Source organism: Cupriavidus sp. CP313 (assembly GCF_054072015.1).
Window position 1 is genome coordinate 79177 of sequence record NZ_JBSVZB010000021.1, and the last position, 19340, is coordinate 98516.

22 protein-coding genes are annotated in these 19340 nt (G+C 69.6%); 4 read left to right on the forward strand and 18 right to left on the reverse strand.

Annotated elements, in window-relative coordinates; translation table 11 throughout:
• Positions 1–2: 2 nt before the first annotated feature.
• Positions 3–941, reverse strand: coding sequence for a cytochrome C assembly family protein (locus ACW4E8_RS25760; protein WP_456807107.1), 939 nt, complete (start codon positions 939–941; stop codon positions 3–5).
• A 131-nt stretch (positions 942–1072) separates the two neighbouring features.
• Between ACW4E8_RS25760 and ffh the strand changes: the two genes are divergently transcribed.
• A complete protein-coding gene (ffh, locus tag ACW4E8_RS25765; protein WP_456807108.1) occupies positions 1073–2467 on the forward strand; it encodes a signal recognition particle protein in 1395 nt (464 codons plus the stop codon).
• Positions 2468–2521: 54 nt separating this feature from the next.
• Complete coding sequence (locus tag ACW4E8_RS25770; protein WP_456807109.1) at positions 2522–3064, forward strand: hypoxanthine-guanine phosphoribosyltransferase; 543 nt, start codon at positions 2522–2524, stop codon at positions 3062–3064.
• A 47-nt stretch (positions 3065–3111) separates the two neighbouring features.
• Here ACW4E8_RS25770 and ACW4E8_RS25775 read toward each other — a convergent pair whose 3' ends face one another.
• The 13 genes from ACW4E8_RS25775 to gspG form a co-directional block, all read right to left on the reverse strand.
• Positions 3112–3726 carry a LysE family transporter gene (locus tag ACW4E8_RS25775; protein WP_439671006.1) on the reverse strand — a complete coding sequence of 205 codons (615 nt, stop codon included), beginning with the start codon at positions 3724–3726 and terminating at the stop codon, positions 3112–3114.
• A gap of 106 nt (positions 3727–3832) precedes the next feature.
• Entirely contained in the window at positions 3833–4315 is a 483-nt protein-coding gene (locus tag ACW4E8_RS25780) for a type II secretion system protein (protein ID WP_456807110.1), read from the reverse strand.
• Positions 4287–4679, reverse strand: a complete 393-nt coding sequence (locus ACW4E8_RS25785; RefSeq protein WP_456807111.1) for a type II secretion system protein — start codon at positions 4677–4679, stop codon at positions 4287–4289. Before ACW4E8_RS25785 ends, ACW4E8_RS25780 begins: the two co-directional genes overlap by 29 nt.
• A complete protein-coding gene (locus ACW4E8_RS25790; RefSeq protein ID WP_456807112.1) occupies positions 4654–5145 on the reverse strand; it encodes a type II secretion system protein in 492 nt (163 codons plus the stop codon). The genes ACW4E8_RS25785 and ACW4E8_RS25790 overlap by 26 nt, the downstream gene beginning before the upstream one ends.
• Positions 5146–5155: 10 nt before the next feature.
• Positions 5156–7216, reverse strand: coding sequence for a secretin N-terminal domain-containing protein (locus ACW4E8_RS25795; protein ID WP_456807113.1), 2061 nt, complete (start codon positions 7214–7216; stop codon positions 5156–5158).
• On the reverse strand, positions 7213–7788 hold the full coding sequence (locus ACW4E8_RS25800) for a hypothetical protein (protein ID WP_456807114.1): 576 nt from the start codon (positions 7786–7788) through the stop codon (positions 7213–7215). Before ACW4E8_RS25800 ends, ACW4E8_RS25795 begins: the two co-directional genes overlap by 4 nt.
• Complete coding sequence (locus ACW4E8_RS25805; protein ID WP_456807115.1) at positions 7785–8402, reverse strand: GspMb/PilO family protein; 618 nt, start codon at positions 8400–8402, stop codon at positions 7785–7787. Before ACW4E8_RS25805 ends, ACW4E8_RS25800 begins: the two co-directional genes overlap by 4 nt.
• On the reverse strand, positions 8399–9007 hold the full coding sequence (locus ACW4E8_RS25810; protein WP_456807116.1) for a hypothetical protein: 609 nt from the start codon (positions 9005–9007) through the stop codon (positions 8399–8401). The genes ACW4E8_RS25805 and ACW4E8_RS25810 overlap by 4 nt, the downstream gene beginning before the upstream one ends.
• A gap of 35 nt (positions 9008–9042) precedes the next feature.
• Positions 9043–9804: a hypothetical protein gene (locus ACW4E8_RS25815; RefSeq protein ID WP_456807117.1), complete on the reverse strand. Its 762-nt coding sequence runs from the start codon at positions 9802–9804 to the stop codon at positions 9043–9045.
• Positions 9785–11422 carry a GspE/PulE family protein gene (locus ACW4E8_RS25820; protein ID WP_456807118.1) on the reverse strand — a complete coding sequence of 546 codons (1638 nt, stop codon included), beginning with the start codon at positions 11420–11422 and terminating at the stop codon, positions 9785–9787. Before ACW4E8_RS25820 ends, ACW4E8_RS25815 begins: the two co-directional genes overlap by 20 nt.
• A gap of 3 nt (positions 11423–11425) precedes the next feature.
• Positions 11426–12607 (reverse strand): type II secretion system F family protein, encoded by a 1182-nt coding sequence (locus ACW4E8_RS25825; RefSeq protein WP_456807119.1) that lies wholly within the window; start codon positions 12605–12607, stop codon positions 11426–11428.
• Entirely contained in the window at positions 12604–13113 is a 510-nt protein-coding gene (locus tag ACW4E8_RS25830; protein ID WP_456807120.1) for a lytic transglycosylase domain-containing protein, read from the reverse strand. The genes ACW4E8_RS25825 and ACW4E8_RS25830 overlap by 4 nt, the downstream gene beginning before the upstream one ends.
• Positions 13103–13573, reverse strand: a complete 471-nt coding sequence (gene gspG / locus ACW4E8_RS25835; RefSeq protein WP_456807121.1) for a type II secretion system major pseudopilin GspG — start codon at positions 13571–13573, stop codon at positions 13103–13105. The genes ACW4E8_RS25830 and gspG overlap by 11 nt, the downstream gene beginning before the upstream one ends.
• 597 nt (positions 13574–14170) lie before the next feature.
• Between gspG and ACW4E8_RS25840 the strand changes: the two genes are divergently transcribed.
• Together ACW4E8_RS25840 and ACW4E8_RS25845 are read left to right on the forward strand one after the other, a co-directional pair.
• A complete protein-coding gene (locus ACW4E8_RS25840) occupies positions 14171–15511 on the forward strand; it encodes a lytic polysaccharide monooxygenase (protein ID WP_456807122.1) in 1341 nt (446 codons plus the stop codon).
• Between the two features lie 98 nt (positions 15512–15609).
• Positions 15610–16128 carry a GbsR/MarR family transcriptional regulator gene (locus ACW4E8_RS25845; protein WP_456807123.1) on the forward strand — a complete coding sequence of 173 codons (519 nt, stop codon included), beginning with the start codon at positions 15610–15612 and terminating at the stop codon, positions 16126–16128.
• Positions 16129–16131: 3 nt separating this feature from the next.
• Here ACW4E8_RS25845 and ACW4E8_RS25850 read toward each other — a convergent pair whose 3' ends face one another.
• The 4 genes from ACW4E8_RS25850 to ACW4E8_RS25865 all read right to left on the reverse strand — a co-directional run bounded on the left by ACW4E8_RS25850 (position 16132) and on the right by ACW4E8_RS25865 (position 19337).
• Complete coding sequence (locus ACW4E8_RS25850; RefSeq protein ID WP_456807124.1) at positions 16132–16794, reverse strand: LysE family translocator; 663 nt, start codon at positions 16792–16794, stop codon at positions 16132–16134.
• 82 nt (positions 16795–16876) lie between these two features.
• Positions 16877–17695: an AraC family transcriptional regulator gene (locus ACW4E8_RS25855; RefSeq protein WP_456807125.1), complete on the reverse strand. Its 819-nt coding sequence runs from the start codon at positions 17693–17695 to the stop codon at positions 16877–16879.
• Positions 17696–17703: 8 nt separating this feature from the next.
• Positions 17704–18597, reverse strand: coding sequence for a 2OG-Fe(II) oxygenase (locus ACW4E8_RS25860; RefSeq protein ID WP_456807126.1), 894 nt, complete (start codon positions 18595–18597; stop codon positions 17704–17706).
• A complete protein-coding gene (locus tag ACW4E8_RS25865; protein WP_456807127.1) occupies positions 18594–19337 on the reverse strand; it encodes a lytic transglycosylase domain-containing protein in 744 nt (247 codons plus the stop codon). The genes ACW4E8_RS25860 and ACW4E8_RS25865 overlap by 4 nt, the downstream gene beginning before the upstream one ends.
• Positions 19338–19340: the final 3 nt, after the last annotated feature.

The following is a 19340-nucleotide window of genomic DNA, read 5'->3' on the forward strand; positions in this document are numbered from 1 at the left end:
AATCAGATGCGGTGCAGGACGACTTCAATCACGAAACGGCTGCCGACATAGGCCAGCAGCAGGATGCCGAACGAGGCGATGACCCAGCGCAGCGCCACCTTGCCGCGCCAGCCGCGGAAGATGCGCCCGGCCAGGATGCCGCCGAACATGGCCCACGAGATCAGCGCGAACACCGTCTTGTGGTCCAGGCGGAAGGCGCGGCCGAACAGCTCTTCAGAGAACAGCAGGCCCGAGGCGATGGTCAGCGTCAGCAGCACAAAGCCGGCGCCGATCAGCCGGAACAGCAGCTTCTCCAGCGTCAGCAGCGGTGGCAGCAAGTCAAGCCAGCGGCCCAGCCATTCACTGGGTTGCTGCTCCGGCGGCCGCGCCGGCGCGTGCCGGAAGCCATGCAGGCGCCGTTCGGCCAGCAGCATCAGGAAGGCGTGGAAGGCCGCCAGCGTGAACAACCCGTAGGCCACGTTGGCGATGATGAAATGCAGCTTGAACAGCGGCCGCGCCGCGTAGCCCAGGATCTGCGAGCCGGGGAAGGCCAGCGGCATCAGGCTGGCCACCAGCGCCACCGGGATCACGATCAGCCCCAGGCCCGCCAGCGAGAAGAAGAAGCTTTCTATCCAGTAGATGCCCACGCCCAGCCACAGCATGGCCGACAGCGCAAAGGCAAAGCCGAACATCATGCGCTCGGCCGGGAAGATGGTTTCATGCAGCAGCATGCCGTGGCTGGCCAGCGCCGCCAGCATCAGCACGTGCCACCAGGCCGGGCGCCCTTCGCCGTGCGCGCCGCCCGCCGGGGGGATGGGGCCGCCGCCGGCCACCAGCACGGCCGAGGTCGCCCCCCCTGCCTGGCCGGCAGCGGTGGCAACGCGTGGATGGCGCGTGGCCCAGCCGTGATAGGCCAGGCCGCAATAGAGAAGTGCCGTCAGGGCATACAGTACAATGACCATTTACGCAGTTTACCTTAGTGCCCACGGACGGTGGCGGCCGGTTGAACCGGTGTTCCAGGCCCGCCCCGTGTGCCGGACTGCCTCCGATTTCAGCCCCGAGCCCTGCTCCGACTTCTCCCCCGATTCCTGCCATGCTGGACAATCTCACTCAACGCCTGGCGCGTGTGGTCAAGACCATGCGCGGCGAGGCGCGCCTGACCGAGGCCAACACCGCCGAGATGCTGCGCGAAGTGCGCCTTGCCATGCTCGAAGCCGACGTGGCGCTGCCGGTCGTGCGCGAATTCGTTGCCCGCGTGAAGGAAAAGGCCATGGGCGAGGAGGTTGTCAGCAGCCTCACGCCGGGCCAGGCCCTGGTCGGCGTGGTCCAGCGCGAGCTGACCGCCGTGATCGGCGGCGCTGACGCGGCCAGCGGCAACAACAAGGAAGCCGAGCTGAACCTGGCCGTGCAGCCGCCCGCCATCATCCTGATGGCCGGCCTGCAGGGCGCCGGCAAGACCACCACCGTGGGCAAGCTGGCCAAGTGGCTCAAGGAAAACAAAAAGAAGAAGGTGCTGACGGTCTCGTGCGACATCTACCGCCCCGCCGCTATCGCCCAGCTGAAGACGGTTTCCGAGCAAGTCGGCGCTGACTTCTTCCCGTCGCAGCCGGACCAGAAGCCGGCGGACATCGCCCGCGCGGCGGTGGACTGGGCGCGCAAGCACTACCACGACGTGCTGATCGTCGACACGGCCGGCCGGCTCGGTATCGACGAGCTGATGATGCAGGAAATCGCCGCCCTGCACGCCGAGCTCAAGCCCGCCGAGACGCTGTTCGTGGTCGACGCCATGCTCGGCCAGGATGCGGTCAACACCGCCAAGGCCTTCAACGACACCCTGCCGCTGACCGGCGTGGTGCTGACCAAGCTGGACGGCGATGCGCGCGGCGGCGCGGCATTGTCGGTGCGCCATATCACCGGCCGCCCGATCAAGTTTGTCGGCGTCGGCGAGAAGCTGGACGGCCTGGAGCCTTTCTACCCCGACCGCATGGCCCAGCGCATCCTGGGCATGGGCGACATCCTCGCGCTGGTCGAGGAAGCCCAGCGCGGCGTGGACATGGAAGCGGCCGAGAAGCTGGCCAAGAAGATCAAGAAGACCGGTGACTTCGACCTGGAAGACTTCAAGGCCCAGATCTGCCAGATGAAGAAGATGGGCGGCCTGGGTAGCCTGGTCGACAAGCTGCCGGCGCAGTTCGCCCAGCAGGCGCAGGGCGCCAACATGGACCAGGCAGAGAAGCAGGTGGCCCGCATGGAAGGCATCATCAACAGCATGACGGCGGCCGAGCGCGCCAAGCCGGAGCTGATCAAGGCCAGCCGCAAGCGCCGCATTGCCGCGGGCGCCGGCGTGCCGGTGCAGGAAGTGAACCGCCTGCTCAACCAGTTCGACCAGATGCAGTCCATGATGAAAAAGCTCAAGGGCGGCGGCATGATGAAGATGATGCGCCAGATGGGCGCGATGAAGGGCGGCATGAAGGGCCTCTTCAACCGCTAAAATCCGTCGCCGCAACCCGACTTGCCTCCCCCGCAAAAGAACAGGAAAGACATCATGATGAGCGCCGTACAGGCCCGCGAGCTGTGGGCCAACTCCGAAGAAATCGTCTCCGCCGCGGAAGTCCAGGAGTCGCTGGACCGCATGGCCACGGAAATCACCGCCAAGATGGGCGATGCCTTCCCGCTGGTGCTGTCGGTGATGGGCGGCGCGGTGGTCTTCACCGGCATGCTGCTGCCCAAGCTGGCGTTCCCGATGGAGTTCGACTACATCCACCTCTCGCGCTACAACAACAAGACCGTGGGCGGCGAGATGCAGTGGCGCGTGGCCCCGCGTGAATCGGTCAAGGACCGCGTGGTGCTGGTGCTGGACGACATTCTGGATGAAGGCGAGACCATGGCCGCGATCCGCGAGCGCATCCTGGACATGGGCGCCAAGGAATTCCACGCCGCCGTGCTGTGCGAGAAGACGCTGACCAAGATCAAGCCCATGCACCCGGACTTCTGCGGCTTTGCCGTGCCGGACCGCTATGTCTTTGGCTGCGGCATGGACGCCAAGGGCTACTGGCGCAACCTGGACTCGATCCGCGCGCTGGTTTGATCAGTTGAATACAGGCACCCGCCCGGGTGCCTGCCCCGGCGCCATCGTCAGGCGCCCAGGATCGGCCACAGCGAGGCCAGCAGCAGCACGGCCATGCCGATATTGAAGGCGCGCAGCACCCGCGGACGCGCCAGCCAGCGCCGCAGCGCCGAGCCGCACAGCGCCCACATCGCCACGCTGGGCAGGTTCACCACCCCGAAGATCCCCGCCAGCAGCAGCACGTTGAGCCACAGGTTGCCGTGCAGCACATAGGTGCTGCACGCGCCCACCGCCATCACCCACGCCTTGGGATTGACCCACTGGAACGCCGCCGCGGCCCAGAAGCCCATCGGCCGCGCCACCTGCTGGTCCTGCACGCCGCCGGCGGTGGCCAGCTTCCACGCCAGCCATATCAGGTAAACCGTCGCCACCACCCGCAGCACCTGCCAGGTCCACGGGAAGGCGTGGAACAGCGACCCTAGCCCCAGCCCAACCAGCCCCACCATCAGCGCAAAGCCAATGCTGACGCCAAGCAGGTGCGGCACCGTGCGCACGAAGCCAAAGTTCACGCCCGAGGCGAGCAGCATCGTGTTGTTGGGACCGGGGGTGATCGACGACACCAGCGCAAAGCCCGCAAACGCGGCAAAGACACCGGTTCCGGCGGCGAGTTGGGACACTTCCATGACTGACTCCAGGGCATTCAGGGAATCAGTCTACGGTCAGCCAACTGTACAGTACCGGTACACTTTGACAAAAATACGCCGATACAGGGACACCGCCGGTGGCCGGTCAGTTTCCTTCCGGCTTATGGACAAAGATCCACTCCTGGTAGCTGGCCTTGTCGGCAAACCCGGCGTTGGCGGGCGCAAAGCCGGCCACGCGCAGCGGCGTGCCTGGAGCCTGGCTGTACACGCCGACGATGCCGTTGTCCGCGCCGGGGACGATGCCCCACTCGCCACCTTCCGTCAGCGGGTCGCGCCAGGCACGGCGCAGGTAGCGCGCAACCACCGGCTGCCTCGGATCGAGCACCAGTTCATCAAGGCGCTTCGGGTACTGCCCGGCCGGGTTGGCGTCGTAGTAAGCGCCGATCGCGCGGCGGATCTCGTTGCCGTGCGCAAGCAGGTCGGCCTCGCGCGCGCGCCGGTCCTGCGTGGCCCACAGCACGCCGAACTGGCTCAGCATCACGCCCAGGATGGCCAGGGCCACCAGCGCGCCGATATAGACCGAGCCGCGGCTGCGGTGGTCACCAGCTCGCATAGTCGGTGCCGTCATGCGCCTTGCCCGGCGCGCCGCTGTGCACGTCGGCAATGCCGCCCTTCGGCGAGCGCTCGAACACCCAGCTGTCGCGCCGGCTGGTGACCGGGTCCAGCGGCAGCTCGCGCAGGTAGCGGCGCTGCACCAGCTCGTCGAGCGATTCCGGCGATTTGCCACGGTCGTCGCGGTAATCGTCCAGCGCCTTGCGCAAGGTCACCAGGTTGTGGCGCAGCACGGTCTCGCGCGCCTTGTCCTGCTGGCGGAAGTATTGCGGCATGGCCAGCGACAGCAGCGTGGCGATGATGGCCAGCACCACCAGCAGCTCGATCAGCGTGAAGCCGCGGCGGCGCATGCGGTCACCACTGGTCGTAGCGGGTGCCATCCAGGGCCTCGCCGGTGTTGCGCGACATCACGTCGAACACATCGTCGCCCTCGCGCGGCTCGTCGGGCGGGCTCTGGTAGCTGCGCAGGCGCCAGTTGCGCGCGGCGGGCTCGTCGGCGCAGCCGCACAGCGGGTCGCGCGGCAGGCGCCGCAGGAAGTAGAGGCGCCGCTCGCCGGCGGGATCGGTGGCGTCGGGCACGCCCTCGGCCAGCGCCTCCAGCGACGGCGGGTAGCCGCTGTCGCCGACCTTGCGCTGGATCTTGCCGGCGTCCGCCGCGTCCTTGTAGTCGTCGATGGCCTTGCGCAGTTCGCGCAGCGCGCGGCGCAACTCGTTTTCCTGCGCGCGGCGTATCGTCAGTTCGGCGAGCGGGAGCGCCACTGAGGCGAGCAGCGCCATCAGCGCCAGCGTCACCATCAGCTCGATCAGCGTGAAGCCGCGCGCGGGTTGGGGCAGATCCTGACGCATGGCGACCACCCTAGCGCGGCGCCGTCGGCGGCTCGCCAAGCCGACCTGGAGGCGGGGCTGTCATCGAAGGCGCAGGCGCGGCAGGCACGGCGCTGGCCGGGGCGGCGGGCTGGGCGGTGCCTGCCGTGGGCGCTGGCGCGCTGGGCTGCACCACGTGCTCCACCGGGGCCTGCACCACCGGCGCCACCGCCTGCGGTGCGGGCAATGCCTGCCAGTTGCCCGATGCCGGCAAGGCCAGCGGCGGCGGCAAGGCACCACTGGCGGCCGCCCCCGCCGGGTCCGGCGTGACACTGACCCGCACGCCCTCCGAGGCCACCAGCGCCAGCGGCTGGATCCCCGGCCGCGCCTCAGTGCCGCTGGCGAAGGTGCTGACCTGGAACGCCGGCAGGTCCAGGCTGCGCTCGATATGCGGCGTGATCAGCAGCACGATCTCGGTCTGCTCCTGCTTGTCCTGCCGCGTGCCGAAGATGCGGTCGAGCACCGGGACGCGGCTCAGCCCCGGCAACCCCTGACCGGCCTTGATGTCGGCGCGGCGGATCAGGCCGGCCAGCACCTGGGTCTCGTTGTTGCGCGCGGTCAGCGTGGTCTTGGCGCTGCGCGTGCCGAGCACATAGGTGATCAGCCCGGTCCGCGTCACGGTCTCGCTGATGATGTTGCTGACGTCCATCGCCAGCCGGATGCTGATCTCGTTGCTCAGGCTGATATTGGGTTCCACATCCAGCTTGAGGCCGACGTCCTGGTACTGCACCGACTCGGTCACCACGCCGTTGGCGTTGGTGGTGGTTACCACCGGCACGCGCTCGCCGATGCTGATGGTGGCCTTCTCGCGGTTCCTGACGCGGATCTTGGGGTTGGCCAGCGTCTGCGTATTGCCGCTGCGCTGCAAGAGGTTGAGCGTGACCTGCGGACTGCCGGCATCGAGCAGGATATTGCCGGCGTTGATATTGCGCAGCGCGCTGACCGGCACGCCCAGCCCGCCGGGATTGACCGCCTCGGACAGCGTGCCGGTGATCTTGCCGGGATAGCCGATACCCAGGTTGAGCAGGTCGTTGCGTGCCACCTCCAGCACCTGCACGTCGAGCGTCACCTCGGACTGTGGCAGGTCGAGCGCCTGGATCAGCCGCTCGATCGCCTGCAGCGTCTCGACGCTGTCGCGCACCACCACGCCGTTCAGGCGGTCGTCGACCAGGATCTCCTTGGGCCGGAACAGCTGCTTGATCTGCGCCACGGCCTGCCTGGGGTCGCTGTGGCTCAGGAAGAAGGTGCGCACCGCGAGCGAACGGTACTCACGCTCCTTGTCTGGCCGCGCCGGGTAGATCAGGATGGTGTCGGCATTGAGGTACTGCTTCTGCAGGCTGGCCGTGGCCAGCAGCAGGTTGATGGCGTCCTCGGCCGTGGTGGTGCTGGCCGAGGTGCTGGCGCGCGCGTTGGGATTGATGTCCTTGTCCAGCACGAAGTTGATGCCGGAGATGCGCGCGATCAGGTCGAAGATGGAGGTCAGGCTCTGCTCGCGGAAGTTCAGCGTGACGGGCTTGCGCAGCGCCGCGCTGAGCTTCGGGCTGAGCGCATCGACGCTGGCCAGCCGCTGCATCAGCGCTTCGCGCAGCTCCTGCGCCTCGCGCAGATTCGGCAGCTGGTCCAGCACCTGCTGCACCCGGCGCAGCGCGGCCTGCGGGTCGGTGCGCTGTAGTTCGCGCGCCTCATCCAGCTGTGGCCGCAGGCGCCTGATCACCTGGATGCGGTGGATCTCTTGCTGCGCGCCCAGGTTGGCCGGATCGTAGGCGAGCACCTCGCGCAGCGCGGCGATGGCGGCATCGTCGTCACCGCGCTCGAGCGCCTGATCGGCTTCGCGCACAAATTCGCGCACCAGCGTTTCCAGGCGACGGTAGTAGGCGTTACGCAAGCCGACATCGTCCGGATTGCGGCGCAGCTGCTCGCGCAAGACCTCAACCGACTCGGCGTACTGACCCTCGCTCGCATAGCCCTCGCTCTCGCGGATCGCACCGGAGGTACCGCAGCCGGCCAGCGCCATCGCCAGCACCAGGCTTACCGTGCGCAGCATGCCCATCATTGACTCCCCGTGGCCGCGCGCGGCATCACCGGCACCACCGACACATGCCGCATCGGCAGGTACGTCAGCGTGACCTCGCTCTGCGCGATCCGGTCGATGCGGTACTCGCGCTCCAGCACCGCGCCCACGCCGTGGTGGCCCGGCACGCCGCAGCGCTTGCACAAGAGGTAGGTGTTGCCGAAGGCCTGCATCGCGATCACCGGTTGCTGGCCCTGGTAGCGCCACATCGCCGACACCTGGAACGGCATCGGCGGCGGGCCGGGGCGAGGTTTGGAGGCCGCCCTTGCCACCGGTGGCGGCGCCGGCGCGGGCGGCGGTGCCCAGCTGAAGGCGGGGAACAGGTTGGGCGGTGCGGGCCCGTCGGCCGGGTTCGGCACGCCGGCCGTGGCGAGCACGGCCAGACCCGGGGCGCTCCCCTGCAGGGCGTCATCGATCATGCGCGCAACATCCGCCAGGCGGGCCGCACGCGGCGGTCCGCTGAGGCAGACATCGTCGGGCCCCGGCGGGCCGCCGCCGGCCTGCGCCGCCGGGCACGGCAGCATGGCCAGCGCGAGAGCAAGCGCGCGGTTCATTCCGCCACCCCCAGCAGGCTGAAGCGCAGCCGCACGCTGACGCGCGCCTCGCCGACCGCGCGCCGCTGCAGCGTGATGGCCTCGATCATCAGGCCGGGCTCTTGCGACAGGTCCTGCAGCATTCGGCGCAGCGCGGGATATTCCCCGGCCAGCGGCAGCTCCACGGTGAGCCGCTGCAGCCGCTCCTGCCCGAGCACGGTGAGCCGGTACGAGGCCTCGCGCACCGGGAAGCCCTGCGCCGCCATCAGCGCGAAGGCCTGCTCCAGGCGGGCGCCGAGCCGGCTCGCGGCGGGCAGGTCGCGCCGGTCCGGCGCGGCGGGATCGCCCGCGGCGCCGTGCGGGTGGCGCGCCGCTGGCAGTGCAGCGATGCCGCTGCGGGCCTGCGCCTCTTCCTCGGCAATCGCATCGCGGCCCGGCGTGATGTAGAGCACTTGCAGCGCCAGCGCGGCGAGCGCCACCGCCAGCGCTGTCAGTCCCGACCGGCCCAGCGCACGTGTCGCCAGCGCGGCCTGCCAGCGCAGGCGCGGGCCGAGGTTCCCTGAAAGCTCGCCGGACAGCTTGCGCAGCGGCATGCCGCGCAGCCAGGCGATGACAGAGACGACGTCCCACTTCACTTGCGCACCAGTGAAACGCGAAGCTTCACCGCCAGCGGCTGCTGCGGATCGTTTGCCTTGATGGCGCTCTGCGTCAGCGTCGCGGCCACGCCGGGCACGGCCTGCAACGCTTCCAGGTAACGGAAGGCCGACGTCAGGTCGCGCGCCTCCAGCTCGATGCTGGCCGCGCGTTCGGCGGCCTGGATATCCACCGTGGTCAGGGCCGTGTCTGATGTCAGCGCGGCACCAATCGCATCGGCCAGCACCAGCGCATCGCCATGCAGCGCCGCGAACGCGGCAAGCTGGCGCTTCTGCTCGGGCAGCCGCAACATGCGCCCCTTGAGCTGGCGCGACTGCTGCTCGGACAAGCGCGTGAAGCGCGCTTGCACCGCTTGCGCCTGCCGTGCCTCCGCTTCCATCGCCACCCAGTCCTGCCATGCCGTCCCCGTTGCCACCGCCGCCCCCAGCCACGCCCCCGCCACCAGCGGCCCCTGCCACCGCCGCGGCCGGCTGAAGTCGAGCGGTGGCAGCCGGCGCCGGTGCAGCGCCGCCACTCCCCTGGCGCCGGCCACCGAGATGCCCTCGCGCAGCCGCAGCGCCATCTTGCGCAGGTCGGTCTTGTCCATGTCCGCTCCCGTGGCCGTGCTCCCAATGCCGTGGCTCAGGCCGCACGTGCGTTGCCGGCGCGCGCATCGTCAGTGCCCCACGGCTGCACGATGCCCAGCCAATGGCAGGCGCGCACTTCGCCATCGGACGGCCCCAGCTCGGCCTCGGTGGCGGTCACCAGCGTTAGCGGCGGGGCCTCGCCCAGCAATGCCCCGAGCGCCGCCAACCGCGCGCCGAAACCGGTGCCGGGTGCGCTGGGCAAGCTGCCCACCGCGGTCCATTGCCCGCCGCGGCGATGGATGCAGGTCAGCGCCTGCGGCTCATTGAGTGCGAAGACGCAGTCGGGCCGCAGGCGGTGGGCAAACAGCGCCAGCGCCACCACCAGCAACGGCCGGCACTGCGCCATGTGCAAGCCTTCGTCATGCAGCAGCGTGCGCAGGCCCTGCAGCAACGCCGCCTCGACGGCCACCGCCAGCCGCGGCATCCCGTAGGGCGCGTCGGCCACGGCAATGCTGAGCTCGCCGCCCGTGCCTTCCAGCCATTCGTCGAACAGTGCCTGCGCCACCGCCTCGCAATCGGCCGGATGCCGGAACGACTGCCACGGCAGCACGGCGTAGTGCACGTGCGGGAAGCCCAGCCACACCGTGATCCGGTCGAGCCGGCGCAGGCGTCCGCGCGGCATCGCCGCCAGCGCGGCGGCTAGCGCCTCGGCCCAGTCGCCCAGCGCATGGCCCTGCGCCACGGCAGCGCCGCGCGCGGCCCAGTGCACGCCGCCCGCTTCCAGGCGCGCGTTCAGTTCAACCGAGAGGGATGACACGAAGGATCTCCTGCAGCGTGGTCAGGCCGCCGGCGGCGCTTTCCAGCGCGATCTCGCGCACGCCCACGTGGCCGCCGCGCCGGGCGACATCGCGCAGCGCTGCCGCGGACTCGCGCCGCAGCAGCGCGTCCTTGAGCGCGTCGTCGATGCGCAGCACCTCGGCCAGCGCCAGGCGGCCGTGGAAGCCGGTGCCGCGGCACGCCTCGCAGCCGCAGCCCTTGCGGAAATGCCCGGCGCGCAGCTGCTCCGGCGTCAGCCGTGCCTTGCCGGCCAGCTCCGGGTCGGGGCGGTCGTCGCGCGCGCAGTGCTCGCACACGCGCCGCACCAGCCGCTGCGCCACCACGCCCTGCAGCGCCTCGACAAAGCTGGCCGGCTCGACGCCCATGTACAGGAAGCGCTCCAGCACGCTGAAGGCGGTGTTGGTATGCACCGACGACATCACCAGGTGCCCGGTCAGCGCCGCCTGCACCGCGATGGCGGCGGTCTCGCCGTCGCGGATCTCGCCGACCAGCACGGTGTCGGGGTCGTGCCGCAGGATCGAGCGCAGGCCGCGCGCGAAGGTCAGGCCCTTTTTGTCGTTGACCGGGATCTGCAGCACGCCGGCCAGCTCGTACTCGACCGGGTCTTCGATGGTGATGATCTTGCGCTCGCCGGTATTGGTCTCGGACAGCGCGGCGTAGAGCGTGGTCGACTTGCCGCTGCCGGTGGGGCCGGTGACCAGCACCATGCCGTAGGGCTCGCTGGCCAGCGCGCGGATGCGGGCGATCGAGCCCGGCGTCAGGCCGAGCGCGTCGAGCGTCAGCACGCTGCCGCGCTGGGATTTGTCCAGCACGCGCAGCACCGCGTCCTCGCCGTGGATGCTGGGCATGATCGAGACGCGGAAGTCCACGTCGCGCCCCTGCATATGGGCCTTGAAGCGGCCGTCCTGCGGCACGCGCCGCTCGCCGATATCGAGCCCCGACAACACCTTGATGCGCGACAACACCTGCCCGGCGGTATCGGCGCCCGCGGCGCGCCCGGACTGCTGCAGCACGCCATCGATGCGGTACTTGACTACCAGGCCGTCGGGCACGCTTTCCACATGGATGTCCGAGGCGCGGCTGTGCAGCGCGTCCAACAGCATCGAGTTGACCAGCCGCACGATCGGGCTTTCGTCGCGGGCGATGCTGGTCAGCGAGATCTCGTGCACGCCGTCGGCGCTACGCACGCCCTCCCCGGCCAGGTCGAGACTCTCCATCGCGCGCTCGCCACGCTCGGCCTGGCGCAGCGCTGCCTGCACCGCGCCGGGCAGGCTCATCGCACCGATCGCGCGGCGCAGCGCGGGATGCGCCTGGCACCAGTTGCGCAGCGCAAGCGAGTACGGATCGGCCAGCAACGCGTAGTCGGTGCCGTGCACGCGCACCGGCAGCACCGCGCGCGCTAGCGCATCGGGCAGCGGCAGCGCGTCGAAATGCCAGTTACCCTCCAGCTGCTGCGGCGCCAGCGGCGTCAGCCCCAGCAGCGCGGCCACGCGCGGCAGGTGCTGCGGCGACTCTGCCAGCAGTTCGTCGAGGTAGGCCGACAGGGGCTGCTGGCGCAGGCGCGCTGCATCGCACCAGGTGTCTTCGAGGGCCTGCATCGCCTACTCCTGGATCGCTCCGGCCAGTTCGAAGATCGGCATATAGAGCAGGAACACCACCAGGCCGATCAGTCCGCCCACCACCAGCATCAGCACCGGGCCGAAAACCTTGCTGAAGACCTCGATGGCGCGCTCCAGCGCCTCGTCATGGAACAGCGCGATGCGCTCGCACATGGCCGCGATCTCGCCGCTCTGCTCGCCCACGCGCAACAGGCGCTCGGCCACCGGCGTGGCCAGCCGGTGTGCGGTGAAGGTAGCCGCCAGCGGCTGGCCGGCGCGCACGGCGGTGAGCGCGCGCGCCACGTCATGCTGGTAGTCCGCCGGCAGCAGCCCGCCGGCCAGTTCGATCGCCTCGACGACATTCATGCCGCCCGACAGCAGCATGCCGATGGTGCGATAGAAGCGCGCCAGCACGAACAGCACGCGCTGCGCGCGCAGCGCGGGAATGCGCCACAGCAGCCCGGACAATGCGCCCCTGACCGCCGTGGTGCGCCCTGCCATCACCAGTGCCGCCACCGCCGCCGCCATGCCCGCCGCGATCTCCAGGCCACGCGCTTCCACCTGCGCCCCCCACCACACCATGAAGCGTGCGCCCGCCGGCAGGTTGGCGACTGAATCGAACACGGCGGCAAAGCGCGGCACCACGAAGAACAGCATGAACAGCAGGATCAGCACGCCGACGCCGACCACCACGGCCGGGTACATCATCGCGCCGCGCACGCGCGCGCGGATGGTGTCGAGCTTCGACTCGTACAGCCGGTAGCGGCGCAGCGCCAGCGCCAGTTGCCCGGAATGCTCGGACGAGGCGGCGGTGGCCACCAGCAGCGGCGGGAACACCTCCGGCTGGCGCGCCATCGCGCCGGAGAACGGCATGCCCTGGTACATCGCCTGCAGCAGTTCCGTGACGACCTGCCGCGCGGTGCCGCTGGCCTTGTCGCGCAGCGCTTCCATGGCTTCGACCAGCACCAGCCCGGCGTCGAGCAGCACGCCCAGCTCCTGGATGAAGATGCCCAGCGCAAAGCGCGGCTTGCGCGCAGGCAGGCGCAGCCGCCGCGTGGGCCTGAGCGACAGCACGCGCAGGCCTTCGTCCTGCAGCTGGCGTCGGGCCTCGTCCAAGGCCACGGCCTGCAGGCGGCGCGATTCGATGCGGCCGTCGCGCAATACGCGCGCCTCGAACTCGTTCACGGTGCGCCCTCCCCGGCCGCCAGCGCCTGCCGGCGGCGCAGCAGTGGCTGGTAGCGGTCCCACACGCGCCTGGCATAGCGGGCGCGCAGCGCCTCGCGCCCCGGTGCCGAGCCGGCGTTATAGGCGCCCACAGCTTCCCAGCCATACCCCAGCTGCTGCACGAAGCCGCCCAGCACCCACGCGCCCGCCATCACCGACAGGCAGGCGTCGGCCTGCAGCATGGCTTCGGTGATGCCGTATGGCGCGAGTTCGGCCAGGTGGCGGCTGTTGACCTGCATCAGGCCGATGTCGCGGCTGCCGTCGCGGTTGCGGTGGCGCGCCGACGTGTCCAGGCCGGACTCGGCCTGCGCGATCGCGTAGAGCAGCAAGGGATCGATGCGATAGCGCTCGGCAGCGGCCTGCCAGCAGGTCGCAAGCGCTTGCGGCAGGGACAGCAGGGCCGCCGCCGCGGCGCTGGCGGCGGCACGGGTGAGGTGGCGGCGTCGCCGTTGCCTGCTAGAAGCCATAGACGATGTCCTTGTCGTCCCCGCTGCCGCCAGCCTTGCCGTCCTTGCCCAGCGAAGTGATCTCCACTTCGCTGCCGGCGCCCGGGTTCTTCCACACGTAGGGATGGCCCCATGGGTCGGCCGGCAGGCCCTTGGCCAGGTACGGCCCGTCCCAGCCGGGAGCGCTCCCCTTCTGCACCAGTGCGTTCAGCCCTTCCTGCTCGCTCGGGTAGCGGCCGGTATCGAGGCGGAACTGGGTCGCCGCGTCGGCCAGCGTCTTCATCTGCGCATTGGCGGACTTGATCCGGGCCTTGTCTACCTGCGAGAACAGCCGCGGCCCGACATAGCCGGCCAGCAGCGCGATGATCAGCAGCACCACCAGCAGCTCGAGCAGCGTGAAGGCAGCCTGCGCCGGGCGAAGTGCCCTGACCGCACGGATTGGCCCTGCGCTGTCGATGCCCGGGAACCGGCTTGCCGCCATGGCGCCCCTCGATTGGAATTGCCGCTGCGCGCGGAGGTGAAGGCAATTCTAGTCATCAAAATAACCGAGTCAAAAGAAAACTCTTGAGTTGCCGCAAGGCAGGAAATATAACAATCCTGACCCGACATCCGACATCACGTCCGCGCGGATTCATGTACATTTAACCCACCCTTTTTTCTTAAGCCCTTTGTCCTGCTTATGGGACAGCTGCGCTGTGCGCAGCGATGGGCGCCCGCCACCATCCATCTCCTGCAATGTCAATACTGGAGCCAGTTTCAGACAATACAACGAAGCCAGATCTGGGCATTTTTAAATGTCCCGCAATCCGTTGCATGGGATATTTCTCGAAATTCAGAAAATACATAAATCACCCTTCCATTTCCGTAATTTCAGAAATTTGTGAAAACAGAAAAAAACACATTGCGATAAGGCGAGCGTTGCCAGGAAATTTCCATCGGCACCCGCCATAAGCGCCCGCGCAAAACCTTCTGAAGGCCAGGACTCGGGCAGTGCCTATGCCTGGCCGATCTGCACGCGCCATCGCCAGCGTGGGCCCGGGACTGTCCGGGAACGATGGCAGTTACCGGAGGCAATGCAATGAAGATCAAGCAGACCGTTTTCCCCACTCTCCTGCTGCTGGGCGGCGGACTCTTCGCCACCCCCGCGCGGGCGCACGGCGTGGTGGAATTCCCGATCGCGCGGCAGCTCAAGTGCTTCCAGGACGGGGGCTTCTGGTATCCCGCGGACGGCTCGGGCGTGCCCAATGCCGCTTGCCGCGAGGCCTTCCGGCGCAGCGGCGCCTATCCCTTCCAGCAATGGAACGAGGTGACAGGGTTCCCGCAGGACTACAACAGCCAGGCCTCGGTCGAGCAAGCCATCAAGGATGGCACGCTGTGCAGCGGCGGCGACCCCAAGAAGGCGGGGCTCGACGTGCGTTCGACGCAGTGGCACAAGACCCCGATCAAGCCCCAGAACGGCAAAGTCCGCGTGATGTTCTACGCCACGGCGGCGCATAACCCGTCGTTCGTGCGCATCTACCTGACCAAGGCTTCGTATGTCTATGGCGAGCCGCTGCGCTGGGCGGACCTGGAGCAGACCTATTCGGGCGCGGCGCCGGCGCCGCAGACCATCGGCGGCAAGCGCTACTACGTTTATGACGTGCCGATCCCGGCGGGGCGCACCGGCAATGCCGTGCTGTACCTGCGCTGGCAACGGCAGGATGCGGGGCGCGAGGGCTTCTACAACTGCAGCGACGTCACCATCGAGAGTGCCGCCGGCGTACCCACCGACGGCTTCCCATGGTTCGAGGGGGGCTTCTTCCTCAAGCAGGGCTTCGAGCCGGTGCCCGGCGACCAGGTGCGCTTTCGCGTGCTGGGCAGCGATGCCGGCGGCAAGGAGCGCGTGGACGAGCGCCTGGCGATCACGCCACAGAACGCGCCGCAGTCCGCGTGGGGCCCGCAGCTGGCCAACCTGCTCAACGGCAAGTACAGCGCGCTGCTGCGCATCGGCGAGCGCCAGGGCAATGACATCGTGTTCAATACGGCCAACCTGCAGGCCAACGTGATCTGGCTGAAGAACGAGAAGGACTCGGCGCAGCTGTCGATCCTGTCGCCGGATGCGCCCACACCGGCGCCGGCGCCGACGCCCGCTCCAGCTCCAACTCCTGCCCCGACGCCCACACCTGCCCCTGCTCCGGCTCCGGCACCAACTCCCGCGCCAGCCCCGGCACCCGCACCGGGCCAGTATCCGAAATGGCCCACGGGCATCGGCACCTACAAGCCTGGCATCAGCATCGTGGTCGGCGTGGACGGCAAGCTGTGGCGCTGCCGGCCGGCGCCGTTCGGCGGCTGGTGCAACATCAATCATCCGGCGTACACGCCGGGCGGGCCGCAGGTGCCCAGGGAGGCGGATGCGCAAGCCTGGATGCCCGCGCAGTAGCAATATGGGCCGGCGCGGCGGGCGCAAACCCGCCGCGCATTGTCCTGCCAAAAACACGGCCGCCGATGCGGCGGCGAAGCGACCCCCACCACCACACCATGCACCTGTCACCGCTTGCCCAACTTCTGATTGCGCACCTTGGCGACCTGGGCAGCCAGTGGGGCTTGTCCCGCACCGCCAGCCAGATCCTGAGCCTGCTCTATATCGCCCCGCGGCCGCTGAATGCCGACGAGATCGCGCAGGCGCTGAGCCGCTCGCGCTCCAATATCAGCGTGGGGTTAAGGGAACTGGACTCCTGGAACCTGACCCACCCTTCCCAGGCCGATGTCCCGCGCGACCGGCGCGAATACCTGCGCGTGCCCGCCGATGTGTGGGTCAGCTTCCGCACCCTGGCCGCCGAGCGCAAGCGCCGCGAGATCGACCCGGCGCTGCGGGCCCTGCGCGCGCTGCGGCAGGAAGCCGGCGCGGCTGAGGACGACCCCCACCTGCTGGCGCGCATCGATACGCTGCTGGAGTTGCTGACGCTGCTCGGCAGCTGGATGCACGGCATGCAGCGGCTGGACGATGAGGCCCTGCGGCGCGTATTGCGCCACGGCGCCGCGCCGGAGCCGCCGTGACGCTCAGCGGGCAGCGTGCCAGGCCACGGCCAGTGCCAGCAGCCACAGGACGGCGCCGGTCAGCCGCTCCACCCACCGCACCGAGCGCCCGAAGCGCGCCGCCACCGCCGGATGCCCGATGCCATACGCGAGCAGCAGGTCCCAGCCCAGCACCACGGCAAACATCCATACGCCGTAGGCGAGCTGCACCGCGGGCGGGGTGCGGCTGGCAGCCAGCACCGAGAACAGGCTGGCATAGAACAGCCCGTTCTTGGGATTCAGGACGGCGGAAAGGAACCCGCTGGCCAGCTGGGTGAGCCACGGTGCGGGCGCGGCGCGCGTGGCGCCCTCCGCCGCGGGAATGGCCAGCTCGCCGCTGGCGCGCAGCAGCCGCCAGCCCAGCCATGCAAGGTAGGCGCAGCCCGCCCACTGCAATGCCGCGAACAGCAGCGGATGGTCGCGCGTCGCGGCAAACCCGGCCAGCGCCAGGCCGATAAATACGCCATTGCCGAGCGCGATGCCCAGGCATACGCCGCTGGCGCGCCGCGGCCCGTGCACCAGCGCGCTGCGCACCACCAGGAAAAAATCCGGCCCCGGGCTGAGCAGCGCCAGCGCATGCGCGCCAGCCACCATGGCGAACTGCTGCCAGGGCAGCGCGCGCGCGCCGAGATCGAAAGCCATGTCCATGCCGACCCTCCGTGAAGAGCCAGCAGTGTCGTGCGCGGGGAGGCGAGCGGTCTTGAAGAAAGTTGCTGTGGTGGCAGGCCGGTCAGGCAACGCGCTGGTAGCCGCGCGGCGTTATGGCCACGCGCTGCTTGAACGCGCGCTGGAAGTGGCTCTGATCGGCAAAGCCCAGCAACAGCGCCACCTCGGCCAGCGCCGCGCCCTGCCGCAGCAGGCGGCGCCCGTGCTGGATGCGAAGGTCGAGCTGGTAGGCGTGCGGCGTCATGCCGGTCTCGGCGCGGAAGGCACGGATCAGGTGGTAGCGGCTCAGGCCGCAGGCGTGCGCCAGTTCGGCCAGCGGCAGCCGTTCGGCATGGCGTGCGCGCAGCAGCTCGCACAGCTGCGACACCCGTGCGGAGACGGCAGCGGGCGCAGGCATAGTCTGCGTGGCCGCGCCGGTATCGATGGCGGTATGCAGGTCGCCGATGAAGGCGACCAGCGCGGCCTCTTTCTCGACGCTGTCCGCAGCCGAGAACAGCGCGCGGTTCAGCCCGCAGACCAGCCCGTAGACCGGCGGCGACGCCGTCACGCACGCCGGCAGCGCGGTCCGTGCCGTGCCGTCCTCATCCAGCACGGCGGCGACCCACGCCGGATCGAAATGCAGCATCTGGTAGCTCCAGCGCCCGTCCGGCACCGGATTGCAGGCATGCACCTGGCCCGCCGGGATCAGCACCACCGCGCCTGGCCCGATCAGCGCCGCATCGGCGCCACAGGCAAAGCGGCTGGTGCCGCTGTCGACGGCGCCGACTGACAGGGTGGGATGGGTATGCGGCAGGTAGCTGGCGCTGCTGTGGCTGGCGCGCCGGCTTTCGGCAAACGGCAGCGCGGGATCGGCCCACCAGCAGGTGGCGGCAGGCGCGGCCATGGGGTGGCTCAACCCTCGCTGCGGTACGGGCGTTCGCGCAGCCATTTGGTGGCGATCCACTTTTCGCCGGATGCCACCGGCAGGCCGGCGTGCAGCGTTCGTTCATCCAGCTTGCCGTCGGGCAGCAGGTAGCTGAAGTACACCGCGTTGCCCTTGACCGGCGCCACCTCCAGCCCCACGCGCGGGAACGCGGTGGCGCCACCCGCCTCGGGCGTGTTCAGGTAGATCACCAGGGTGGCGATGCGCTGCCCGCCGACGGACAGCTGCCGCGCCTCGCCCGGGCGCTGCGGGTTGAAGTAGTCGAAGTGCGGCTGGTACTCGCCGCCGGGCTTGTAGTTGAGGATCTGCAGGCCTTCGCCGTGCTCGGCGGGCACGCCGGTGACGGCGGCGATGCGCGCCTCGATGCGCGCGATCAGGGCGTGCTCGGCCACCTGGAACATCGCGCCCATGCTGGTGCGGGCGTCGATCAGGTTCTCGTCGCCGGTGTCCGGGTTGACCACCGGCGAGCGCGCCAGGCGGCCGCGCGACAGCGCCACCAGGGCATCGCACTCGTCGTCGGTCAGCAGTTGCTGGAACAGCTGGATCTGCGGCGACGCCAGCCGGAACAAGATCGGAACCTGGCGGTCGCCGCCATCGGCCGCGTAGACCGCGGGCGTGCCGGCGGCGGCGGCAGGGCGGGCCCGCGCAGGCCTGGCCGGCGCGGCACCATCGGCGTCTTGTGCAAATGCCGCGGCCACGGCCCGGCGCGCAAAAGCGTCGTCATAGCCCGAGCGCAGCATCGACAGCACCAGCGCATCGGCGGCAAAGCCCTGGGCGATATGCCGGGCCAGCCATTGTTCAAGTTCGGGCGAGGATTCGGTGTAGCCGGTCTTGCCGCCGGCAACGGATGCTTCGCGGATCATGACGGATTGGCGGCGACGCGTTGCGACGAGAACGGGTTGCGGGCAGGCGGCTCAGACACCGGTGCGCGCGGGCGCGACGGCGCGATCTCGGGATCGCCGGCCACGGTGACCGTGGCTTCGGAATACTGCCAGCGCTTCCACGCCGCCAGCACCGCGTTCGGGTATTCGGGGCGGCCGCGGCTGCCGTTGTAACGGCCCAGCGCCAGGTACAGGTCGCCCTGCTCGCGGTCCAGGTAATAGCGCAGGATGGTGCAGCCGTAACGCAGGTTGCTCTGCAGGTGAAAGAGCTTGCGCGGGTCGCTGTCGCCGATGGCGCGCACCCAGAACGGCATCACCTGCATCAGCCCGCGCGCACCGGCCGAGCTGATCGCGTACTTGCGGAAGTTGCTCTCGACCTGGACCAGGCCCAGCACCAGCGCGGGCTCCAGCCCGGCGCGCTTGGCCTCGTAGTAGGCCACCTCGATCAGTTCCACGCGCACCTGCGGCTCGGGGATGCGCGAGGCCAGGCGGGCAGACATCTCGCCCAGCCATTTCAGGTAGGCCAGGCGCTCGCCGCCGGATGCAAATACCGGCCGCGTGGACCGGTCATCGGCGATGGCGGCGGCCAGCGCGCCGCGCACGGAATCGGCCAGGTCCTCTTCCTTTTGCGCGCCGGCGTGGGCTGCCATGGCCGCCAGGGCCAGCAGCAGCCCGCCCGCGCAGCGGCGGGCGGCGTCGGTCATGCCGCGGGCGGCGCGCATGGG